The following is a 17,932-nucleotide window of genomic DNA, read 5'->3' on the forward strand; positions in this document are numbered from 1 at the left end:
TGCGCTGGCGGATTACGCAACGCGCATCTTCCAGTCCGTGTTCGACGCCTCGGGCGTCATCGGTGAGACACGTCAGGACGCGAACGCCTATCTCGGGGACAACCTGATCGAGTATTCCTTCTATCCCGCGGAGGGCCTGACGAATCGGCTCGACCCCTACCGATTCGACTCCGTGGCGGACTATATCGCCGCGCAGTACGCGCTGATGTTCCCGGATCAACCCCCGGCGGACCCGCGTGACCCGCAATGGCGGGGCGCGCTCGGGGCCTCGCTTAAGAAACACCTGCTGTTCCACAACCTGCTTCGGCTGCTGGGTGAGAACCCGCGCTCGCTGCAGGACATTGTGTTCGGACTGTCCCGGACCCTGCCCGGCGGCGAGGCCAGAGCGTCCACCAACAGGATCCTGGACAGTCTCTGCGCGTTGATCTCCTGGGCGCGCGACCCGCAAGACGTGGGACGGCCACTGCTGCAGCTGCGGATGCAGCTCTGGACGCGTGAGCTCCGGCGCATGGTGATGCGCGTACCCTCCGGCGCTACTATCGCCGGAGAGGTTCCCCCGGTCGGCGCGGGAGACCCCGAGGCAATGACGCCGGAACTGACCTTCGCCGACGACCACGGATCGGACAAGGACGCGCTGTTCCTGCCGCTGGTGCAGTGTTCCGAGTGCCGCGCCACCGCCTGGGCGGGCTACAAGCCCGCCGCCGAGGGGCAGCTCAAGTCCGACCTGCGCGCGATCTACAACGCCTTCTTTCAGCGTCAACCGGAGCTGAGGCTGCTTTTCCCGCTGCTGCCCGATGAGTCGCCGCCCGCCGCGCGCGGCGTCGTCAACGGGCTGTGCGGCGCCTGCGGCCATCTTCAGATGGACACGGATGGGTCCTGCCGGGCCTGCGGGCGGGAGACGCTGCAACGCGTCTACCTGCCCGAACTCCAGAAGGAGAAGACGCGCCGGGGTTCCAGGGCGTTGATCAGCGAGCATCTCTGTCCGGTCTGCGGCGCCACCGACAGCATGATGGTCTTCGGAGCGAGGACCGCGACCCTGTCTAGCGTAGCCATCCATCACGCCTACGCGACGCAGTACAACGACGACAAGAAACTGATCACGTTCTCCGACTCCGTACAGGACGCCGCGCACCGCGCCGGGTTCTTCGGGGCGAGGACCTGGCAGAACAACATCCGCATGGCGATGGCCCAGGCGCTGGACGCGAGCGGTCGTCAGGAGATCGGGTTGAGCGAGTTCTACACCTGGCTTCCCCGGTACTGGTCGGACGCTGCCGTGAATCCCGGCGCCTTCGACGGGCGACGATTCGTTGCCGAGTTCATCGCGCCCAACATGCTCTGGTATCGGGACTATGAGGCCCTGGTCCTGGATGGCTCCCTGCCCCGGGGCAGCGGCCTTTTCGCCGACGTCTGCAAGCGGCTGGAATGGGAGGTCCTGGCTGAGTTCGGTTACCGTTCGCGAATCGGCAGGTCGCTGGAACGAACCGGCACGGCGGCGCTGGGGATTCTCGAGGAACCGGTCGCGGCGTCGGCGGCGCGGATCGCACCGGTACTGATCGAGGAACTGGGTCTGCGAGACCTCGAGCGCCGCGATCTGGACCGGTTCCTGTGGGGCCTGCTGCTGCATCTCAAGGAAAAGGGGGCGATCTGGCACCGTTTTCTCGATACCTATATCGAACACGGAGGGAGAGCCTATCTCCTGACGAGGCTGACCTATCTGCCGCCCTTCGCCGAGCATTCCACCGCGCCCGTGTTCGTGACCGATGCGCACCGGCATTCCAGGTTCGAGAGACTCATTCGAAGGCAGGGCAGGAGCTGGTACCAGAACTGGTGCCTCAAGGTGCTGTGTCCGGGTCCCCTGTCGCCACAAGGGGTCGAGGCCCCGGTTTACGAGGAGGTCATGCGGACCCTGACCGAGGAAGGGGTGCTGAAGCGCTTCGAGGCGAGGGGGGCGGGTGTCTGGGGCCTGAATCCGGATGTCCTGTACCTCGGTCGAGCAGTCGTTCCCCTGGCGACGGAAGGGCGCCGAAGTCAACTCGCCGTCCCGGAGAAAATGGTTGGCGTGCTGGAGGAAATGCCGTCCCTGGTGACTAACGATCCCGGGACGTATGCCCGGCAGCGCGAGCGGGACCACTGGCTGGAAACCCTGTACCTTCACGGCGAGATCCACCGCGTCGTGGCCGCGGAACATACGGGACTGCTGGAGCGCGAGGCGCGCGAGGCACTGGAGTCGCGTTTCATCACGGGCAGTGAGCCCTGGCAACCGAACCTACTGTCGGCCACCCCGACGCTCGAGATGGGTATCGACATCGGGGACCTGTCCTCGGTGCTGTTGTGCTCGGTTCCCCCGACGCAGTCGAATTACCTGCAGCGCATCGGCCGCGCCGGGCGTAAGGACGGCAACGCCTTCAGCATGGCCGTGGCCAATGCCCGACCACACGACCTGTATTTCTACGCGGACCCGCTAGAGATGATGGCGGGCCGGGTGGAGCCGCCGGGGGTCTTTCTGAACGCCTCGGCCGTGGTCGCGCGACAACTGATGGCGTACTGCATGGACGGGTGGGTGGCCTCGGGGATCGACGAATCCGCGATTCCGGCGACCCTGCGAAACGTGCTCGATCACGTCGAGCAGGGCGACTTGAAGCGGTTCCCCTTCACGTTCCTGGACTGGGTGAAGGAAAACGCGCCGGACCTGCTGGACGGTTTTCTCGGCCTGTTCGCCGGGGATTTCACCGAGCGTACGCAATCGACGCTGCGCCACGCCCTGTTCGGAGACAGCCAGGACGTCGAAAGCGTCGAGATGCGAATCGTCAAGCGTCTCCACGAACTGGTCGTCGAGCGCGGGCGACTGCGCAGCCGCATCGACGCGTTAAAGCGGCAGATCGATCGGATGAAGCGTCAGCCTACCGATCCTTCCACCGAAAAGGTGCTGGAGGATGCAGCCGGGGAGCGGCAGGGCCTGCTGGCGGTGCTGCGCGCGATCAACGGGCGCGATACCTTCAATTTCCTTACCGATGAAGGCCTGATGCCCAACTACGCGTTCCCGGAGGCCGGGGTGACTTTGCGCTCGGTGATATACCGCCGCAGGCCAGACCCGGCCGAAGGAGAAAGCCGCTACGAGAACCAGGTCTACGAATACGAACGACCCGGTGCGGCCGCGATCAGCGAGTTCGCACCCTACAATCGGTTCTACGCCGGCGGCCGACATGTACGTATCGAGCAGATCGACCTCGGACTCTCCGAGATCGAAAACTGGCGTTTCTGCCCGGCCTGCACGCACGCGGAAAACCTCGCGACCAGAGACGTGCACGACCGGTGTCCGCGCTGCGGTGATGTCTTGTGGTCGGATATCGGCCAGAGGCGGCAGATGGTCCGGCTGCGTCAGGTCATGGCCAACACGAGCGATCGCGACAGCCGCATCGGGGACGAATCCGAGGACCGGGAGCCGGTGTTCTACACGCGTCAGATGTTGGCTGATTTCAGTCTCGACGACGTCGAGGTGGCCTACCGCGTCGCCAATGACGCACTGCCGTTCGGGTTCGAATTCGTTCGCAGGTCGGGATTCCGCGAAATCAATTTCGGGGAGTACGGCATCGGGCCCGAGCCCAGCGTGATCGCCGGTCGCGAGGCCCAGCGCCCGGGATTCAGGTTGTGCCGGCATTGCGGCATGGTCCAGGACGGTTCGAGGCAGGGACAGAAGCATGCCTTCACCTGCAAGGCGCGGAACCAGGACGACGAGGAGAACCTGGTCGAGTGCCTCTATTTGTATCGGGAGTTTTCCTCCGAGGCCATCCGGATCCTGATGCCGGGTTCCTCCATGGGCAGCGACGACAGGACACTCAATTCCTTCATCGCCGCGATCCAGCTCGGCCTGAAGCGCAAGTTCGGCGGGCAGGTCGATCACCTGCGCCTGCTTTCCTACGACGAACCGGAGCGTGAGGGAAGCGGCCGTCGCCATTATCTCATGCTGTTCGATTCGGTGCCCGGAGGGACCGGGTACCTGCAGGAACTGATGCGGTCGAGCCGGCAGCTGCTCGAGGTGTTCGAGCTGGCGCGGGACACCATGGTCCGGTGCGAGTGTAACCACACCGACAGCGACGGCTGCTATCACTGCCTCTACGCCTATCGGAACAGTTACGGGATGGAGACGACCTCCCGCGACACCGCCGTATCGTTGCTCAACGAGATCCTGGAGGCCGGAGACCGGTTCGAGTCGGTCGCGACGATCAGCGACATCCAGTCGAACCCCGTTCTGGACAGCGAGCTTGAAGCGCGCTTCGTCGAAGCGCTCCGTCGTTTTACTTCCGGGGACATGGACGTGCAGTTACAGCCCCAGGTGGTCAATGGCAAGCCCGGATATTTTCTGCGTGTCGGCGAGTGTGTGTATACGATCGAGCCTCAGGTGAAGGTGGGGCCCGCGGATGGCGTACAGTTCCCGAGCAAGCCGGACTTCATGTTGCGTTCGGCGCGTACTGGGGAGGACTTCAAGCCGGTTGCCGTGTTTCTCGACGGCTACGAGTATCACCGGGACAAACTCGCGGACGATACCGCCAAGCGTCTGGCGATCGTACAGAGCGGCCGCTATCTGCAGTGGAGCCTCACCTGGAACGACGTCAACGCGCAGTTCGCCAAGTCCGCGATCCAGTCCCGGAACCCGTTTGTCGAGGGCCTTCGACCGCGGATGCGGGGCCTTCAGGAGGAGCTGGCGGGCAGGCTGGGAATCGGGGACCTGGCGAAGGTTGCCAGCCAGCCGCCATTGACGCAGCTGATGCGTTATCTGGAGAACCCCGACTCCCGTGCCTGGACCGGCCTGGCATTCTGCCGGTGCCTCGGCTGGTTCGACCAGGGCGCGATGCGAGGTGGGACGGTACGGGAGCGGTTCGAGAACTGGTTCGCTTCGAACGGGAGCGAGGAATTCAGCCAGGCCCTCGCGGCGTTACCCGCGGATCGCGCCTACGGCGGACTCGCCTGGGACCGCGAGGACGACCCCTTGAGCGTGAGATGCGTGCTTCCGCTCGAAGCGCTGGGTCAAGGGGGTGCGGGTCCCAAGCCGGATTTCATGGGGGGCAGCGTGTCGTTCGACGATTCGCGCGACTTCGAGCCCGATGTTCACAAGGCCGCCTGGCAAGGCCTGCTTCGCGCGTGGAACCTCCTCCAGTTCCTGCCGTCCTTCGGTTTTTTCAGTACGCGAGGGTGCGCCGCAGGGGTGTACGAGCCGGTTCCCTGGCGATACGCCTGGGACGTGACGAAGCCGAAAACGGCGGCGCCCCCGGGGACCGTCTCCGCGGTACTTGACGCGGTACTGGAGGAGGCGGTGGAAGCGGTTCACGACGGATTGAGACGGTTATCCGAATCCGGGTATCGGCTACCCTCCGTCGCGTACGAACTGCAGGATGAGGGCGGGGAAATCGTGGGCGAGGCCGAACTCGCATGGGCGAGAGAAAAGATCGCCGGGCTGTTGGCCGATCAGCGGGAGTTCGGGCCGATGTTCGAGTCGTCGGGGTGGCGGATACTGGTGCTGGATTCGGAAAACCAATGGGTAGGGGTCGTGAGCGACCTCCTGGGGGGACAATAGGATGGCGGAAAAGCCGAAAGTCGCGATTTCCTCCGACTTCTTCACCGCGTTCGCGCGTCTTCCGAAAGTACAGCACGCCAAGGTCAGCAAGTTCGTCACCAACTTCGAGAAGAATCCGAACGCCAAGGGCATCAACTACGAAAAGATCGCCAATGCGACCGACAAGAACATGCGCTCGGTCCGGATCGATCAGACCTACCGGGGGATCGTGCTCAATCCCGGGGAGGGCGATGTCTACATCCTCCTCTGGGTCGACCACCACGACGCGGCCTACGACTGGGCGATGCGTCGCCAATGCGACATCAATCCAGCGACCGGATCCATACAGGTCTACGAGGCGAAGACGCGTGCCGGTGAACCAGCCGTTGCGCAACCCCCCGCTTCGGTGCCGGGCGTGTTCGATGCGTTGAAAGACAAGGAACTCGTCCGCCTCGGGGTACCCGAGGCCCTGCTTCCGCTGGTGAAACAAGTGACAACGGAAGGCGGGCTCGATCAGATCGAGAACCGGCTGCCCGTCGAGGCCTACGAAGGGCTCTACCTCTACCTTGCCGGCAGCCGGTACGATGAGATCATCAACGAGCGGGAACCGCTCTCCGTGCCGGAGGTTGATACGGATGACTTCGAAAAGGCCCTCGACCGCTCGGAGTCGAGATCGCGGTTTGTCGTCGTCGAAGACGAGCTGGAGCTTGCGGCGATGCTCAACGCGCCCCTGGACCGTTGGCGCGTTTTTCTGCATCCCTCGCAGTACCGCCTCGTTCGGGGGACGAAGAACGGTCCGGTAAGGGTCCTCGGTGGCGCCGGTACCGGTAAAACGGTTGTCGCCATGCATCGCGCGAAATGGCTGGCAGAGAACGTCGCCACGGACACGAAAAAGGTCCTGTTCACGACCTTTACCCGAAACCTGGCGACGGATCTCGAGGAGAACCTGCGTTCGATCTGCACGCCGGAACAGATGTCGCGGATCGAGGTCGTCAATCTCGATCGGTGGGTCACGCGATTCCTTCGAAAACGAAAGTACGACTACAGCATCGCTTTCGGGAAGGACGCCGAACCTTTCTGGCAACGCGCCCTGGATCTGAAACCGGCGAACGCCAATTTGCCGGATGCCTTCTTTCGCGAGGAGTGGCAGCGCGTCATCCAGCCCCAGAGTATCGAGACGGTGGATCAGTACAAGCGTGCGTCGCGGATCGGTCGCGGGATCGCCCTGAGCCGTTCGATGAAGGTCGCCATCTGGCCGGTTTTCGAGGAATACCGCAATCAGCTCACGATCCACAAGAAGAAAGAGGTAGACGATGCCTATCGTGACGCCGCGTGCCTACTGGAACATGAGCGGGGCGTGCTGGGATATGTGTCGGTCATCGTCGACGAGGCGCAGGACATGGGCACCCAGGCCTTCCTGCTGCTGAGGAAGATCGTTCCCGAGGGCGCCAACGACCTTTTCATCGTCGGAGACGGACATCAGCGCATCTACGGGCGAAACCGGGTCGTGCTCGGTCGATGCGGCATCAATATCCGTGGGCGATCCAGCCGACTGACGATCAACTACAGAACTACGGAAGAGATTCGGCGCTGGGCGGTCAGCCTGCTGGAGGGGTGCTCTATAGACGATCTCGACGGAGGGTGGGATACCACTGCGGGATACAAGGCGCTGACGCACGGGGACCAACCCGAATTGAGACATTTCGAAACCTGGGAACAACAGGCCGGTTTCATCGTCGATCTGTTGGGTAAGTCATCGCAGGACGGAAGCCCGTTGTCCCATACCTGTGCGGTCGCGCGAATCCGTCGGGAGGTCGACGCAATCGTGTCGTTTCTCGATGGTGAGGGGATCAGGACGCAACGTATAGAGGCCAACGGAAGCGACCACGGGAACCCGGAAGCCGTCAGGGTGGCCACGATGCATCGCGTCAAGGGCCTTGAGTTCGATCGGGTCATACTCGCGAGCATCAACGATGGGGTCGTACCGCTTCAGGCGGTGACCAGTGACAGGGGGGACCCAGTCGAGGCCCGACAGGCCGATCTGGAAGAGCGATCCCTGCTGTATGTTTCCGTGACCCGGGCAAAGAAGGAAGCGTACGTCTTGAGTTACGGCACGAAGAGTCCGTATCTCCAATCGCCAAGCTGAATCTTTGTATCATGTCCTGATCGGCGCAGTTCCTCATTCAAGGTCCTAAGCGACTGGATATGGGTGTTTGGCGGCGTGACGCCGCCTCGTTCGGCACCTGCCTGTGCAGATCGTTACACCCCCATTAGCCCTCCTTTTCGCCTCTGCATCGGCTGTAATTAACTGTTCTGGATGACCTTTTTCTCCGGAAACACAAGGCGACACGCAGTCTGCAACAAGAAGGACACCGGAAACGGTAGTCATTTGACAGAAATCGCCTTATCGCCCGATCGGGCATGCCAGCGGCGATAGTTCTGTTCGTGGTCATGACCGCCTCCCAGGAGATCGATACGGCAGTGGCCTGCATGAAGGCCGGTGCGTTCGACTATCTGGTCAAACCCGTAGACGAGAACCGGTATCTCTCGTGCGTGCGCAGGGCTCTCGAGATGCGTTTCCTGCGTCACCAGCTCGGGGCCCCTGAAGGCGTCGATGCAGCGTGCGCTCGTGCATGCAGAGCTGGCTGGCCAGGTTGCTCACCGCGAAATTCCCGCTTGCCAGTGACCGGCGCAGTTACCGGCGCAGTCTTGCGACGGTGTCCTCCCTACGGCGGGCGTGGCGTTCGTTCGCTTCCGACATGAGATGGTGCTGAAGCAGTGGATCCGCACTGCTCAGCCGATGGTCCAGCCAGTGGGTTCGGAACACCACGGCGTTCTGCTCCGAGTCGAACCGAATAGGCGCTCGGAAAAACTGACGATATGGCTCCCGGTTCGGCGGCGCTCGCCTCGAGAGGCACGCCTTGTCGAAGAGTGTTTGCGGGTCACCGCCGAACTCCCGTAGAATCTCCGGCACGCTCATCAGGGGGCTGACGCGAACGGTTCCGTCGACCCGGGCAGTTTGATCCCGGTTCCTCGATGTTGTGGCTCTTTGTCCCGCAGCATTGGCAATCTCCGATTCCCTTTTGCGAACTGTCCGATATTGTCGAGTAATTGTCCGGAAATGCTACAGTACCATGTGCAGAATATTGCTGAGGCTTGACTTCAGTCAAGAAGCGGTGTGGCGGTGCGTACTCCACTTCGAGCACGGGAAACCGGACTGGCTGGGCCGAGGTTCCCTCACCGGAAAATGCGAGCCGCGACGCTGAGTCGATGTTCATCGTTGGGGAATTGACGGTCATGACGGCTCGAGTGCAAGAACAATTATCAATGGCTTAAAAGGAGAGACCGATGTATCGCGTAATAGTACTGCTGAGTGCCTTGTTGATCGGGTCCATAACGCCGTTTTCGGGGGCCCTGGCTGCTGAGGACGAGGAAGCCGCAGCCGCGGACGCGGCGGTCACCATCGCCACGGTGGAGAGCATCGACCAAACAACCCGCGCGGTCACGCTGCGGTTTCCGGACGAGAGCACGACGACCTTCGTCGCGGGCGACGAGGTGCGCAACCTCGCACAGGTGAAGAAGGGCGATGTCGTGATCATCGGGTACTTCGATGGCCTGGCGATCGCCCTCGAGCCGAAGGGTGCCGGCGTGCGGGAGCGAACCGAGGGGGTGGCGGTGACCCGCGCCGAGCCGGGTGAGGAACCGGGCGCGACGGTGACCGAGACCCTCGAACTGGTGGCCACCGTGCAGGCCGTTGACGAGAAGTCGCGCACAGTGACCCTGAAAGGGCCCGAGCGGACTGCCATCTTCAAGGTGTCAGACGATATCGACCTGAGCGAGATCAGCGTCGGTGATGAGGTGGTCGCGACCTACCTTCAATACTTCGCGGTTTCCGTGGAGCCCGCGCCCAAGGTCTCCGGCGAGGTGAAACTCGAGAGCAAGGCGGTGGCTCTGGGTATCGGCTACGAGTGGGGTCATGGAACACTGACCATGTATGACGGTTCGGTGCATGAGTTCAAGGTCAACGGGCTGTCCGTGCTCGATATCGGCGTCTCCGACATCAAGGCCTCGGGGCAGGTGTACAAGCTCACCGACCCGAAGGACTTCGGCGGCACCTACGTCGCCGGAGCAGCGGGTGCGGCCCTCGTCAAGGGCGGCTCTGTCATGACCCTGAAGAACTCCAAGGGCGTGGTGATGCAGCTCAAATCCGGGCAGAAAGGGGTCCGCCTGACCCTCGCTGCCGAGGGCATCAAGATCAAGCTGAAGGAGTGATCCGTGAGCGTCTCTGTGGCGTGACACTTCATGTATGACCGCGGGGTGCACCTGCAGGAGGCAGGCGTACCCCGAATGTGGAACACCTGTTCTGCGAAGACGGGAGAGAAAAGTGGTAAGACAACACCTGTTCGCCGCGACGCTGGTTGGCCTCGTGCTGTCGCTGCCGCTGCGTGCGTTTGCGCAGGAGCCGGACGATCGTTGGAAGTTCTCGATCATGCCGTACCTGTGGCTGCCGAGTCTGAACGGCGACCTCAACTACGGGCCCCCGTCATCGGGTGGCAGTGCCCCCTCCGTGAGCATTGACGCGGACAACCTTCTCGACAACCTCGATCTTGCCCTGATGCTCGTCGGGACGGTGAGCAAGGGCCGGTGGATCGTCGGCAGCGATGTCATCTATCTCAATTTCTCCGATGCGAACAGCTCCGTCGAGGGGGTCGATTTCAATCCCGGTTCGGGCCCGATCAATATCTCCACGACCAACCTTGATGCCGGCACCAGCAGTTCGCTGACGGGCTGGGTCTGGACGCTGGAGGGTGGCTACACCGTCGTGCAGAAGCCAAAGCTCGACCTCGCCGTGCTCGCCGGCTTCCGTTACCTCGGCGTGGATGCGAGTACCGACTGGCAATTGACGGGGACGGTCACAGGTACTGGGCCGCAGGGAGATTCGGTGACCTTCTCCAGAACGGGAACCGTGAAGCGGTCGGAGAACATCTGGGCCGGCATCGCGGCGGTCAGAGGGAACTACCGCCTGGGCGGGGGCGGCTGGTTCACGAACGTTTACGCGGATATCGGCGGCGGGTCCGACACGTTCACCTGGCAGGGTGTTGCGGGAATCGGTCATGCCTTCCACTGGGGCGATATCCAGCTTGATTACCGTTATCTGTACTACAGCCAGAGCGGAGACGAGCTGGTCGACAACCTTAGCTTCGGTGGCTTCGCGCTGGGTGCCAACTTCCGGTTTTAAGGCGATTGCCGGAGAATGGCATACCACGCGCCGGACAAAAACGCTGCGGGCATCAGGTGACTCCAGCGAAGCGGGGTAAGGCCAGCAAGCCCGAATCCACCGACGAGGGCCTGGAGAAAACACCCGTGGAACGCCGTGCGGCCATGAGCCTCAAGTTTCGCGCCACTGCGCCGGCGTCGTCCCCGACCAACGTTTGAAGGCGCGGATGAACGTACTGACATCGGTATAGCCGAGTGCCTTCGCGATTTTTGGCAGAGTCGTCCGGCTCTCGGCAAGCATCTGCCGCGCGACTTCGTAGCGCACGGTTTCGAGTTCGCGGCGGTAGGTCGTGCCCGATTCATGTAGTCGCCGAAGCAAGGTACGCTCATGGAGGGAGAGCTGGCTGGCGATGTGGTTCACCGCGATTTTCCGACTTGGCAATGACTTGCGCAGCAACCGGCGCAATATTTCGATCGTGTCCTCGGGTCGGTGATTGTGAAGCTCGTTGGCCTCCTTTACGAGATGGTCGTGAAGCAGCGGATCCGCACTGGTTAGCGGATGGTCCAGCCAACAGGTCGGGAACACCACGGCGTTCTGCTCCGAGTCGAATCGAAGTGGCGCCCGGAAGAACCGCCTGTAGGGTGCAAGATCGTGCGGCGCTCGCCGCGAAAGCATCACCTCGGAGAGGTTCAGGTTCGCTCCGGCAAGATCGCGCAGGATATTACAAGCCTGAGCTAAAGCGATGTCGTAGATCAGGTCGAGCGCCTCCGCTCCAGGCTGATGGACGCAGTAGCCCAGTAAGGTAACGCTGCCACGCTTTTCCAGTGTCGGCGAGCCGCCCTGATCGTGCAGGTCCAGGTTGTGCACGAGATCACGAAGCCCGGCGCCGACATTGGGGGCGGACCGCGCGATGAAACCCGCGATACCTAGGGTAGACATGTTTGCGCGCTCACCGATGAGTAACCCCAGGTGCTGGACTCCGGTTACCGCTACGCAGTTTGCCAGCAGCTTGCTGCCAGCGGCATAGGAAATTTCAGTATCCGGTTCCTTGAACTGCTCCAGAGTGAACCCCGACTTTGCGAAGACGTCCTGTGGATCACAATCGAATTCGCGCAGAATTTCAGGCAGGTTCATCAGCGGGCTGACGCGGATGGTTCCATCCGGGACAACTCCATTGTCATGCACAGGTGAACACCTATACGCCAGCTTGCGCGCCACGGTCAGTTTCCTTTCATGGTTTGCGAGATTGTCAGCAATTGTCAATCTATTGTCTTGAACTGGCAATACTATGCGTGGCGCCGATCTGATCTAATTCGAGGGTCCTATTATTCCACCCTGATAGGCAGGTTATCGCGACGGCGCTGTAATACTGGACTTGCCTTCAACCTGTCTGACCCCTAACCGAGTGAGGAGAACCGAATGAAGCGCCTGATACCGTTGTTGAGTTCCTTCCTGATAGCAAGCTTTGTGCCGTTCGCAGGGGCCCTGGCCGACGAAAAAGAAGCGGCGGCCGCGGATGCGGCGGTCACCATCGCCACGGTGGAAAGCATCGACCAAGCAACCCGTGCGGTCACGTTGCGGTTTCCGGACGGCACCACGTCGACATTCGTCGCGGGCGACGAGGTGCGTAACCTCGCACAGGTAAACAAGGGCGATGTCGTGATCATCGGGTACTTCGATGGCCTGGCGATCGCCCTCGAGCCGAGGGGCGCGGGAGCCCCGGAGCGAACCGAGGGGGTGGCCGTGACCCGCGCCGAGCCGGGTGAGAAACCGGCCGCGACGGTGACCGATACCCTCGATCTGGTGGCCACCGTGCAGGGTGTTGACGAGAAGTCGCGCACAGTAACCCTGAAAGGGCCCGAGCGGACTGCCACCTTCAAGGTGTCCGATGACATCGATCTGAGCAAAGTCAACGTCGGCGACGAGGTGGTCGTGACCTACGTTCAATACCTCGCGGTGTCCGTGGAGCCCGCGCCCAAGGTCTCCGGCGAGGTGAAGCTCGAGAGTAAGGCGGTGGCCCTCGGTGTCGGCTACGAGTGGGGCCATGGCACACTGACCATGTATGACGGTTCGGTGCATGAGTTCAAGGTCAAGGGTCTTTCCCTGCTCGACGTCGGTTTCTCCGACATCAAGGCCTCGGGGCAGGTGTACAAGCTCACCGACCCGAAGGACTTCGCGGGGACCTACGCCGCCGGGGCCGCGGGTGCGGCGCTCGTCAAGGGTGGCTCCGTCATGACCCTGAAGAATACCAAGGGCGTGGTGATGCAGCTCAAGTCCGAGCAGAAAGGGGCTCGTCTGACGCTTGCCGCCGAAGGCATCAAGATCAAGCTCGTGGAGTGATCCATCTCTCGAGTGTGGCACTTCACGTCTGACCGCGTTGTGTGAGTTTGCAGGGCTCTATCCGAGCGGGGAGTTTTCTTTGCGGTGCGATAGCCGTGACCCGCGGCCATCGCAGGTGATGATCACGGCGGGACAAAACCCGTCGGTCAAATCAGGTGATCCGATGAATATCGGGACAAGAAAACACGTGTCCGTATCGGTTGTGAGTGCACTGGCGGCCGCCCTGCCCGGCACGACGTACGCCCGTGATTGGGGATTCAACCAACCTGGCGCAGTCGGCAACATGGGCGGGGATCCCGGATTGAACCAGCCCGGTGCGGCAGGCAATGTCGGAGGTACGGGACCCGGCGGGGATCCCGGAGTGAACCAGCCCGGTGCTGCGGGCAATGTCGGTGGCGTGGCACCGGGAAGGGATCGGGGGTTTAACCAGCCCGGTCGCCTAGGCGGCGGTATCGGCCGCTAGGGCTACGCGCTGTTGGCATCCGAAAGACTCGATCCGGTAGCACCCCGTTTCCGAAACGGGATCGCCTGCATAGAAAGTATGGCAGGGCAACGCGTCGACCGCGACGTCAGTTGCCTCCTCACCGAATTCGGTCAATTGCGCTGACAGGTTGAAATTGAAAGCTTCAAAAGAGATGTGAATCTCTGGGGGCGCCGGCGTTCGGTCTCTCTCAGACAGGAAAAACTCATGCCGAGAATCATGCTAACCACTCTGCTGCTGAGCGTGGTCCTTGCCCCGATACTGGGTGGGGCGCCGAACGCGTCCCAGGAGGAATTCACCGGAGATGAGGTCAGGCAGATCGCCGAGGAGGCCTACCTCTATAGCTTCCCGATGATCGTCGGTTACGACGTTCTGTACAAGTTCTTCATCGACCGCGACTCGGGCCAGTTCAAGGCGCCGATCAACCAACTCCACAATGAGGCGCGCGTGTTCACGCCCAAGGACACGGGCATCAGCACGCCCAACAGCGACACGCCGTACTCGATGGCGTTCCTCGATCTGCGCGCGGAGCCCTTTGTGCTCTGCATGCCCGAGATCGAGAAGGCGCGCTACTACGACGTGCAGCTCGTGGATCTGTACAGCGACAACTACGGGTACATGGGCAGCCGCACCACCGGCAACGGCGCCGGCTGCTATCTCGTCGCCGGGCCCGAGACTGGAGGGGCGAGACGCCGAAGAACGTCAAGAAGGCCTTCCTCAGCGAGACCCAGTTCAGCCTGGTGATCTACCGTACGCAGCTCTTCAACCCGGCCGACATGGACAACGTCAAGAAGGTCCAGGCCGGCTACGAGGTGCAGCCCCTGTCGGCGTTCCTCGGGCAGCCCGCGCCGCCCGCCGCACCAGCGGTCGACTGGCCGAAGACCGAGCAGCCTTCGGTGTACCCGCTCGGCAAGGGGTCGTGGAAGCCACCCGCGCTGGTCCCGGTGCGCAACTTGAACACGATCGACGTGAAGCGCTTCGGCGACAAGTCGCTCGAGAACTTCATCCGCACCGACACGCGCTACGGGCACGACGGGCTGTTCCACGGCCCGCGCGGCTTGGGGATGAAGCAGCCGGCCTCGCAGCTCTCCGCCGTCGATCCGGACACGCTGGAGGTGCTGGACAGCATCGAGCTGCCGGAGCCTGCTACGGCGCCGCGCATCGTCACGAAGTTCCACGACCGGATCGCCGTCTAAATCGGGATGGCGGAGAGCGTGCGGCGCTACCTTTGGGATCCGGCGGCGCGGAAGCTCTCGGCGGACGACTCCTGGGTGGTGTTCCCGATCCAGAAGGGCCAGACGACTGCCACCGCGCCGAGCGTGATCGGCGACTGGGTCGTGTTCCAGCTCAACGGTGCCGGCAGCAAGACGGTCGCGTCGAGCATCACGGCGATCCACCGCGACGACGCGAAGCGGAGTAAGGTAATCTTTCCGTTCGGCCCGCTGAAGCCTGGCGGGTTCAGCTTCGCCCCGCCGAAGGCGGGCGCCGATCCGGAGAACGGCATGGTCTATTCGGCCGACATGGGCATGGGCAAGGTGGCCGGCATCAAGCTCGACCAGGCCAGCGGCGAGATGAAGGTGGCCTTCGTCGTCGACGACGTGACCAGCACCTTCCAGCCGGTCATCGGGCCGAAGGACAAGCGCGTGCTGCTGTTCACGAATGCGAAGTCGAACGTCGGAAGGAGCCGTTGATGGCGGCCATCTTCACGAACAACTACAAGGAGCAGCTCACCTGGCGCGACGCCGCGACGGGCAGAATCATCGCCGAATCTGACTTCTTCGAGCCGCTGTCCATCAATGGACTCACGCCTCCGGGGTTCGGCGGCCGGATCTACTTCCCGACCGCGGTCGGTAAGGGCTTCTATGTATTGCAGATCATGCCGAAGCCGGCGGCGGGCGATAGATAGCGGGCATGGCCGATGTGCCGTTCACCGGTACCCTCATGGCGGGCTGGTGGGTATCCAGGCAGACTGCAAATGAATCAATCGATCGAGGAGATCAGTATGAGCGTAATGAATTCTAGGATGGCTTCAGCGTTGTTCTCGCTCGGGGTGCTCGCACTCTCGATGACTGCGATTCCGCAGGTCCGGGCGCAGGCAGCCGCGGTGGATCCGGCTGCCACACGGATTCTGCAGCGTATGACCGACTACATCGGCGGCCTGACGCAGTTCAGCGTGCACACGGAAAACACCCTCGAAGACCAGCTAGACTCGGGACAGAGGATCGATATGGATATCGCGGCGGACGTGACGGTTCGGCGGCCCAACAAGCTGCATGCCGCACGCGCGGGTGAACTGGTCAGCCAGGATTTCTATTACGATGGCAAGACCCTGACCCTGTTCAATCCTTCCGACGAGGTCTATGCGAAGGAACCCGCGCCCGCAACGATCGAGAAGATGCTCGACTATGCGCGCGAAGACCTGGGGGTCGTTATTCCAGCGTCCGATCTTGTCTATCGCAATGCGTTCGGGATCATGATGCAGGACGTCACCTCCGCCGTCGTCCTCGGCAAGGCGAGTATCGGAGGCGTCACCTGTGATCACCTGGCCTTCGGTCGGCCCGATGTGGACTTTCAGATCTGGGTTGCCGATGGGGATCGGCCCCTGCCTTGCAAGTATGTCGTTACCGACACCAGCACACCGGCGCAGATCAGCACGGTCACCGTCATGAGCGACTGGAACCTCGCCCCGAAGGTGCCCGATAGCGCGTTCGAGTTTGTCCCGCCTGAAGGGGCACAGGCCATTTCGTTCCTGCCGCTCGAAAAGACAAGTGGTTCGGCGCGCTGACAGTGGAGAAAAGCTCATGAAGACCGTCTTCAAGTTCGTTTTACTCGCCTCTACGGCCACCTTTGTGTTCATGGCTGACTGGACGCCCCGGTCGTCCAGCTCGATGCCGATGCAGGGTTTCCAATTGGTTTCGGAGGCGCACGCATTATTTGGCAGGCAGCGACGGATGCGCCGTCGGGGGCTCGCTGTCGGGTACGCCGCCGGCAGCGCCTCGGGCGCCGCGGCGGCCAGTGCGGCGGCGGCATCCGAAGAGAGTCACCAGGCAACTGCACCCCCTCCTCAACCAGCTCCCGCAGCTGCGCCAGCCCCCGCACCGGCTTCTGCCCCAGCGGCCGACGGCAAGCCCTTGCCGATCGGAACCGTTGTGCCCAGCCTGCCCGCAGGCTGCACCTCCACGCCAGCGGGGGGTGTGGAATACTACTACTGCGGCGGGAACTTCTATCGCGCGGTGTTTGAGGGGAACAAACTGGTCTATGTGACGGCGAAGCCTTGAGTCATATCCTGAGCATTGGATGCACAGGATTAGCTGCTGAGTTCCGATGGCCTGCCGGCGAGGCCTGCAGCAACTACCGACGGTAACAACAGCCAATGCCGATCCTGGTCAGGCGAGATTTACGATGGGCGGCGATCATGCCGGACGTTGCCGCCCGCCGCACTGAGACAGACATCGGCATGGCATTCGATTAGGAGATGCATGATGAACATTCAGATGAAGTACAAGAAACCCTTCCCTAGGCTGCGTTACCTGGTGGTGGCGTTGTTGGCGCTCGGCCTATGGGGCGGATCTCCCGGGCAACCGCAGCACCTGTTCGCAATGGGGGCAAACGCCACGGAGGCCAGCGGGCAGAAACTGCAATTCATGTTCGTGCAGACGGCGGATGACCTCAAATTGGACACGGCGGCGAACAAGTTGCGCCTCGTGAACGTGGGCCAGCAAACGCTGTACTTCACGGACCGGCCCGTGCGCATGGCCGGGCATATGAAGATGGCCGACTTTCTCAAGGAATGGACCCGGGGAAAGGATAATTTCGGCGAGGATCCGCCGAATGCAACACTGTCTGTCTATGAGCCGGGACAGGCCGAGAATACACTTGCCGTGGTCGAGCTCAAACAGCCGGCCGTCGAAGGTGCCGATCTCGTTTACGCTTACAGGCTGATCGACGGAACCCTGCCGAAGAGCGGCGGAGCGACAGCCCTGTTCATCGACTGGATCGGCCCGGGGGGTGGCGTGGGGCCTGGCTTCCATGGCGTGGGTGTCGGTTTTCGCGGCCCAGGTTTGCGTTGAGGAAAGTCTGAGATCTGGTTCTTCGCGCCCGGGGAAGGCCATTCGTCGGAAGCGAAAGAACGACGACTCGCTGTCAACCGACACTATGAGGAAAAATGGGCGCTACGTCTGATTGTTGGGGTGATTTTTACCCGTAAACCCCTTCGGGATAGATGCCCGGTCCTCCATACTGAAAGTAGAGTGCATCGGCGAACGCCACCTTGTTGCGAAAACCTTTGCTATGTACATTGATCATCTTGATCCGGCGCGATCCGGTATGTCATTGAACAGAA

At 62.2% G+C, this 17,932-nt stretch carries 13 protein-coding genes and 1 pseudogene; 12 read left to right on the forward strand and 2 right to left on the reverse strand.

Translation table 11 applies throughout. The features are described from left to right. The coding region (locus tag LJE91_06715; protein MCG6868419.1) for a DUF1998 domain-containing protein at positions 1 to 5,572 on the forward strand (5,572 nt) is incomplete at its 5' end. A 1-nt stretch (position 5,573) separates the two neighbouring features. Then, positions 5,574 to 7,697: an AAA family ATPase gene (locus LJE91_06720; protein MCG6868420.1), complete on the forward strand. Its 2,124-nt coding sequence runs from the start codon at positions 5,574 to 5,576 to the stop codon at positions 7,695 to 7,697. Between the two features lie 549 nt (positions 7,698 to 8,246). Here the strand turns inward: LJE91_06720 and LJE91_06725 are convergent. Continuing rightward, positions 8,247 to 8,663, reverse strand: coding sequence for an AraC family transcriptional regulator (locus LJE91_06725; GenBank protein MCG6868421.1), 417 nt, complete (start codon positions 8,661 to 8,663; stop codon positions 8,247 to 8,249). A 236-nt stretch (positions 8,664 to 8,899) separates the two neighbouring features. Between LJE91_06725 and LJE91_06730 the strand changes: the two genes are divergently transcribed. Both LJE91_06730 and LJE91_06735 read left to right on the forward strand, forming a co-directional pair. Then, a complete protein-coding gene (locus tag LJE91_06730; protein MCG6868422.1) occupies positions 8,900 to 9,823 on the forward strand; it encodes a copper-binding protein in 924 nt (307 codons plus the stop codon). Positions 9,824 to 9,935: 112 nt separating this feature from the next. Beyond that, a complete protein-coding gene (locus LJE91_06735) occupies positions 9,936 to 10,790 on the forward strand; it encodes a hypothetical protein (GenBank protein ID MCG6868423.1) in 855 nt (284 codons plus the stop codon). Between the two features lie 150 nt (positions 10,791 to 10,940). Here the strand turns inward: LJE91_06735 and LJE91_06740 are convergent, their stop codons facing one another. Then, positions 10,941 to 11,987 carry an AraC family transcriptional regulator gene (locus tag LJE91_06740; GenBank protein ID MCG6868424.1) on the reverse strand — a complete coding sequence of 349 codons (1,047 nt, stop codon included), beginning with the start codon at positions 11,985 to 11,987 and terminating at the stop codon, positions 10,941 to 10,943. A 201-nt stretch (positions 11,988 to 12,188) separates the two neighbouring features. Here LJE91_06740 and LJE91_06745 point away from each other — a divergent pair, with 201 nt between their 5' ends. The 8 genes and pseudogenes from LJE91_06745 (at position 12,189) to LJE91_06780 (ending at position 17,660) form a co-directional block, all read left to right on the forward strand. Next, positions 12,189 to 13,109 (forward strand): copper-binding protein, encoded by a 921-nt coding sequence (locus LJE91_06745; GenBank protein ID MCG6868425.1) that lies wholly within the window; start codon positions 12,189 to 12,191, stop codon positions 13,107 to 13,109. Positions 13,110 to 13,272: 163 nt separating this feature from the next. Continuing rightward, positions 13,273 to 13,572, forward strand: a complete 300-nt coding sequence (locus tag LJE91_06750) for a hypothetical protein (GenBank protein MCG6868426.1) — start codon at positions 13,273 to 13,275, stop codon at positions 13,570 to 13,572. Between the two features lie 237 nt (positions 13,573 to 13,809). Then, positions 13,810 to 14,480 (forward strand): annotated as a pseudogene (locus tag LJE91_06755) (DUF1254 domain-containing protein). A gap of 312 nt (positions 14,481 to 14,792) precedes the next feature. After that, positions 14,793 to 15,281, forward strand: a complete 489-nt coding sequence (locus tag LJE91_06760; GenBank protein MCG6868427.1) for a hypothetical protein — start codon at positions 14,793 to 14,795, stop codon at positions 15,279 to 15,281. Further along, positions 15,281 to 15,496 (forward strand): hypothetical protein, encoded by a 216-nt coding sequence (locus tag LJE91_06765; protein ID MCG6868428.1) that lies wholly within the window; start codon positions 15,281 to 15,283, stop codon positions 15,494 to 15,496. Before LJE91_06760 ends, LJE91_06765 begins: the two co-directional genes overlap by 1 nt. Positions 15,497 to 15,565: 69 nt before the next feature. Then, the gene (locus LJE91_06770; protein ID MCG6868429.1) at positions 15,566 to 16,375 is read left to right on the forward strand and encodes a DUF2092 domain-containing protein; all 810 of its coding nucleotides are present in this window, start codon (positions 15,566 to 15,568) and stop codon (positions 16,373 to 16,375) included. 16 nt (positions 16,376 to 16,391) lie between these two features. After that, complete coding sequence (locus tag LJE91_06775; GenBank protein ID MCG6868430.1) at positions 16,392 to 16,868, forward strand: hypothetical protein; 477 nt, start codon at positions 16,392 to 16,394, stop codon at positions 16,866 to 16,868. Positions 16,869 to 17,069: 201 nt separating this feature from the next. After that, positions 17,070 to 17,660 (forward strand): hypothetical protein, encoded by a 591-nt coding sequence (locus tag LJE91_06780; protein MCG6868431.1) that lies wholly within the window; start codon positions 17,070 to 17,072, stop codon positions 17,658 to 17,660. Positions 17,661 to 17,932: the final 272 nt, after the last annotated feature.

It is taken from the genome of Gammaproteobacteria bacterium (assembly GCA_022340215.1).
Classification (GTDB): domain Bacteria; phylum Pseudomonadota; class Gammaproteobacteria; order JAJDOJ01; family JAJDOJ01; genus JAJDOJ01.